Annotated in this window: 3 protein-coding genes and 1 riboswitch; of the genes, 1 reads left to right on the top strand and 2 read right to left on the bottom strand. The window is 27.0% G+C overall.

The window, feature by feature from the left end:
- Positions 1 to 132: 132 nt before the first annotated feature.
- Positions 133 to 279, top strand: a riboswitch (cobalamin riboswitch).
- A gap of 363 nt (positions 280 to 642) precedes the next feature.
- Positions 643 to 2,886 carry a 5-methyltetrahydropteroyltriglutamate--homocysteine S-methyltransferase gene (metE, locus tag Q1X91_RS14625; RefSeq protein WP_300759172.1) on the top strand — a complete coding sequence of 748 codons (2,244 nt, stop codon included), beginning with the start codon at positions 643 to 645 and terminating at the stop codon, positions 2,884 to 2,886.
- A gap of 60 nt (positions 2,887 to 2,946) precedes the next feature.
- Here metE and Q1X91_RS14620 read toward each other — a convergent pair whose 3' ends face one another.
- On the bottom strand, positions 2,947 to 3,315 hold the full coding sequence (locus Q1X91_RS14620) for a copper homeostasis protein (RefSeq protein ID WP_300759170.1): 369 nt from the start codon (positions 3,313 to 3,315) through the stop codon (positions 2,947 to 2,949).
- 118 nt (positions 3,316 to 3,433) lie between these two features.
- Positions 3,434 to 4,957, bottom strand: coding sequence for a lysine--tRNA ligase (gene lysS, locus Q1X91_RS14615; RefSeq protein WP_300759168.1), 1,524 nt, complete (start codon positions 4,955 to 4,957; stop codon positions 3,434 to 3,436).
- Positions 4,958 to 5,445: the final 488 nt, after the last annotated feature.

The following is a 5,445-nucleotide window of genomic DNA, read 5'->3' as shown; positions in this document are numbered from 1 at the left end:
ATAGGTATTCCTTTGGGGTTATTTATAGCAATTTAAATTATAAGGAATACCTTCTTTTTTTAAAATAAAAGTGTGCAATATCTATGGCTCTTAAACAATAATAACAATATTTAAGTATTGAAAAAAATATTTTTTATGTTATGATCTTTCGAAATATTTTAATGAAAAATATTTAAGGGGAATCTGGGTGAAAATCCCTCGCTGGCACGCAGCCGTAAAGATTAATTTATATTATAAATTAACAAAGTCGGAATACCTTTTTACTTAAATAATCAGTCGAGTGCACTAGATTAATATATTATCTCTTGCACTCCTTATAAAAAATTACATGTATAAATAATTAATAAAATGTAGTTTTTTATTAAAAGGAGTTTATATGCAAAATAAAAAAAATACTAATATCCTTCTAGTATTCAGAACTTTAACATTTCTAAAAATACCTTTAACAATTCTAATGTGCAAATAACATTCTTAAATAAAAAATCAAAACTTTATAATATACATTTTTAAGTTAATAATATTTTATTAGCATTATCGCAGTATCTATAAAGTAAAAATCTTATAAAAATCATAATACCAAAACATTATGACATTATATCATAATAGGAATAATATATAAAAAATAAAAAAGGAGTAAAATATATGGGACAAATTATAGGTTTTCCAAGGATTGGAGAAAACAGAGAATTAAAAAAATCTCTGGAATTATTTTGGGCTTCTAAAGCAGATGAAAAAGATTTAGAAAAAACAGCATCTGAACTAAGAAAAAAACATTGGCATTATCAAAAAAATCTTGACAATGTATGCGTTAATGACTTTAGTTTTTATGATAATATGCTTGATTTGGCATTCAGCATTGGAGCTATTTCTGAAAGATTTAAAAACTTAAATGGACTTGAATGTTACTTTTCTATGGCAAGAGGTAATAAAGATTCGGCTGCATATGAGATGACTAAATGGTTTAATACTAATTATCATTATGTAGTTCCAGAATTGAGTATTGATGATAAATATAAATTAAACATAGATTATATTATCAAACAATATAACGAAGCTAAAAGTTTGGGATATAATGCAAAGATTAGTTTAATAGGATTATTTACATTTGTTGGACTAAGCAAAATTATAGAGGGAAGTTTTGAAAATGTATTTAACAATGTAAAAAATATATATTTTGAACTATTAGATGAACTTTCAAAATTGGATAAAGAAATTACTATAGAGTTTCATGAACCTATTTTTGTAAAAGGAGAAAATGATTTATTTTTTAAATATATTAAAGAAGTATATAATGATATTTCCCAAAAAAATATAAAAGCTATAGTAACTACATATTTTGAGCATAGCAATGAAGCTACTGATATATTATTAGATACTGATATATTTGGGATTGGTTTAGATTTTGTATATGGGCATAAAAATTTAGAAATGATTGAAAAAATTGCTAAATCAGGAAAAACTCTTTATGCAGGTATAATAGACGCAAGAAATATATGGATAAGCAATTTAGAAAATAAATTACAATTATTAAATACTATATCCCAACATATACCAAAAAATAAAATAGTAATAGGAAGTTCCTGTTCTTTGCTTCATGTTCCATACAGTAAAGATAATGAAAAGAAAATGGATAAAGATATACTTTCTTGGCTTAGCTTTTCTCTTGATAAAATAAGAGAGATAGAAGTTTTAGAAAATATATTTTTTGATAAAGCAAATGATGAAGATAAAAAATATTTTGAAGAGAATATTAATATAAATAAAAATCGCATGCACTCAAAAAAAATAAATGATGAAAAAGTGCAAAAAAGAATGAATACTAGTTATAAACAAAATAGAGATTTATGTTTCAAAGAAAGAATAAAAATACAAAGAAAATTATTAAACTATCCTAACCTTGCTTCTACTACAATAGGCTCATATCCCCAAACTGATGAAATAAGAACTGTAAGAATGGATTATAAAAAAGGAAAAATTAAAATAGAAGAATATGAAGCAAAAATAAAAGAATATATAAAATATACAATAGAGTTTCAAGAGAGTATAGATTTAGATGTTTTAGTACATGGAGAGCCTGAAAGAAATGATATGGTAGAATATTTTGCAGAATATCTTAATGGTTTTGTATTCAGTGAGAATGCTTGGGTTCAAAGCTATGGAAGCAGATGTGTAAAACCTCCTATAATTTACGGCGACATATCAAGAAATAGTGTTATGACTGTAAAATGTATAACTTATGCACAAAGTCTCACTAAAAAAATAGTCAAAGGAATGCTTACGGGACCTGTTACTATACTTAATTGGAGCTTTGTACGAAATGATATAGAAAGAAGCGATGTATGCAGACAAATTGCTTTTGCTATATCTGATGAAATAAATGATTTGCAAAATGCAGGCATAAAAATTATTCAAGTAGATGAAGCGGCATTCAAAGAAGGATATCCGCTTAGAAAAGAAAATATAAAAGATTATGAAAAATGGGCAGTAGATAGTTTTAAAATAGCTTCTTCAATAGCAAAAACAGAAACTCAAATACATACACATATGTGCTATAGTGACTTTAATGACATTATAAAAACTATAGAAAAATTAGATGCTGATGTTATAAGTATAGAAACTTCAAGAAGCGGTAATAAAATATTAAAAGCATTTAAAAGTGTAGGTTATTCTAATGAAATAGGACTTGGTGTTTATGATATACATAGCCCTAGAATACCAAGCGTAGAAGAGTTTGTTAAACAGATAAATGCTTTATTAGAAGTGTTTCCAAAAGAACAATTATGGATTAATCCAGACTGCGGACTTAAAACTAGAAAATGGGAGGAAGTAAAACCAAGTTTAAAAAATATGACTGAAGCAGTAAAAATAATAATTAATAATAATTAATAATAATTAATAATATTATATAAAAATGCTGGGGATAAATATTCATTTGCTCCAGCATATTTAAAGTAATGAAGAAGACCTATTAGTATCAAACAAGATAATTTTTGTAACTATAAAAAATGTTTCTGTAGTATTTTTTTCTCTGCCTTCTCTCTCTTCTAAATATCCTTCAGCTTTGAGATAAACTTTTGTAGGACCTTCAAAATTAAATGATAAAAACTCTCTTTCAAGATTATAATATTCTCCTTCAGCTGGAATCTGATAATTACTTGAAGAAGCATAATCAATAAAATATGATGAGCCTGTGAGACATATAAAATCTCCTTCAAATACTTTATATTCTCTTGGTTTATTATTTAATTTTGAATTGTTATTATTACTGCAGGAAAATAAAAGACTAATAATAAAAACAAAATAAACTATTTTCATTTTTTATCCTTTTAATTATTTTAATGTTCGCTTTATTATATATAAAACATATTAATAATAAAAAAGGAATACCAAAAAAATGATATTCCTTTTAATTATTTTTAATAACAATTTATTATTACTGATCTGATTTTCTCATCTGAGGGAAAAGAATAGTATCTCTAATACTAGCAGCATTCAAGAATAGTATAGCCATTCTGTCAATACCTATTCCAAGCCCGCCTGTAGGAGGAAGTCCGTATTCCAAGGCATTGATATAGTCCAAATCCATATCCATAGTTTCGTCTTCGCCTCTTGCTTTTGCCTTTAACTGTTCTTCAAAACGTTCTTTTTGATCTATCGGATCATTAAGTTCGCTGAAACCATTAGACAGCTCCATTCCTCCTATAAATAACTCATATCTTTCTGTAATATCTGGATTATCAGGATATGATTTTGAAAGAGGAGAAACTGCTTTAGGATAATTAATAACAAATGTAGGCTGTATTAATTTTTCTTCTACTCTGTCTTCAAATACAGCAGCCATAACTTCCCATTTTGTAGGTTTAGTTTTTGAAGTATCTATTTCTACACCTATTGATTTGGCTTTTTCTATTGCTTCATCATCTGATTCTATTGCATTAAAATCAAGTCCAGAATGTTCTTTAACCAAATCTACCATAGGAACTCTTGCAAATGGAGGCTTAAAATTAATCTCATAATCTTTATACACTGAAGTATATTTTCCGTTTAATTTATAGCATACTTTAGAAAAAACATCTTCTACCAATTCCATAACCTTATAGAAGTTGGCATATGCCATGTACGCTTCCATCATAGTAAACTCCGGATTATGTCTTGTAGATATTCCCTCATTGCGGAAATTTCTATTAAGTTCAAACACCCTGTCAAAACCGCCTACTACTAATCTTTTTAAATAAAGCTCCGGTGCTATTCTAAGATAAAGTGTCATATCCAAAGTATTATGATGTGTAACAAAAGGTTTTGCCTTAGCTCCTCCTATTAAAGGATGCATCATAGGAGTTTCTACTTCTAAAAAGTTATGTTCTATCATTACTTCTCTTATAGCTGATATCATTTTTGAGCGTTTGATAAATGCCTCTTTTACATCATCATTCATTATCAAATCAACATATCTTTGTCTGTAGCGAAGTTCTGTATCTGTAAGTCCATGAAATTTTTCTGGAAGAGGATTAAGAGATTTAGTAAGAAGTTTTAATTCGCTTGCATATACTGTTATCTCTCCAGTTTTAGTTTTAAAAACTGTACCTTTAATGCCTACTATATCACCTATATCGATTAACTTTTTAAATACTGTATTATAAAACTCATCTCCTACTTTATCTCTTTGTATATAGGCCTGAATAGTACCCTGAGAATCTTTTATCGTTAAAAATGAAGATTTACCCATTACTCTGTAAAGCATAATTCTCCCAGCAATGGATACCTCTGTCTGATTCTTTTCTAATTCATCAAATTTTTCTGCTATATCATGAGACTTATAAGTTACATCATAGCTGTTTGGAAAAGGATTAATTCCCATATTCCTTAATGTGTTTAGCTTTTCTTTTCTGTTTTCTTTTTCTGCACTGGTATTTTTTTCATTTTGCGTATTTTCAGAATTATTTTGATTTTCTGACATTAAATTATCCCTCTCAAATTATTTGTTATTTGTAATGGAAATAACATTAAAAATATTCTATAAATATATATTAAAAATAAAAAAAATTCTATACAAAAATGCTAAAATATATGATGATTTTTTTAAGTTATTTATTCAAATTTTATATCTGCCCCCATACTTAACAGTACCTTCTTCGGCAGCGAAAGGCTATATTTCAGGCTAAATTTGGTAATTTATTCTATATGTAAAACATAAATTAGTACTATTTAGTATTATTTTTTACTTACACTTTCGCGAAGCGTATCCGAGCTTGTTGAGGATATAAGGTTCCGCCTGCTACCGAAGGAAGTACTGTTAAGTATGGTGTGCGGCGGGAAAAAGAACAACAAAAAATTGACAAACTTAAGAATTTTCAGTATATACTGAAAATTTTTAAGTTTGTCAATTTTTTAATTTATGGTATAATCAAAATATGGATTTTAATTTAACAGACGAAGAAATAAAAT

It is taken from the genome of uncultured Brachyspira sp., assembly GCF_949287625.1.
Taxonomy (GTDB): Bacteria; Spirochaetota; Brachyspiria; order Brachyspirales; family Brachyspiraceae; genus Brachyspira.
This window is presented reverse-complemented; position numbering and strand designations above follow the sequence as displayed.

Bases quoted from the DNA above. Each gene is read 5' to 3' on its own strand.
- Q1X91_RS14620 (WP_300759170.1), bottom strand. From the start codon at position 3,315: ATGAAAATAGTTTATTTTGTTTTTATTATTAGTCTTTTATTTTCCTGC.
- metE (WP_300759172.1), top strand. From the start codon at position 643: ATGGGACAAATTATAGGTTTTCCAAGGATTGGAGAAAACAGAGAATTA.
- lysS (WP_300759168.1), bottom strand. From the start codon at position 4,957: ATGTCAGAAAATCAAAATAATTCTGAAAATACGCAAAATGAAAAAAAT.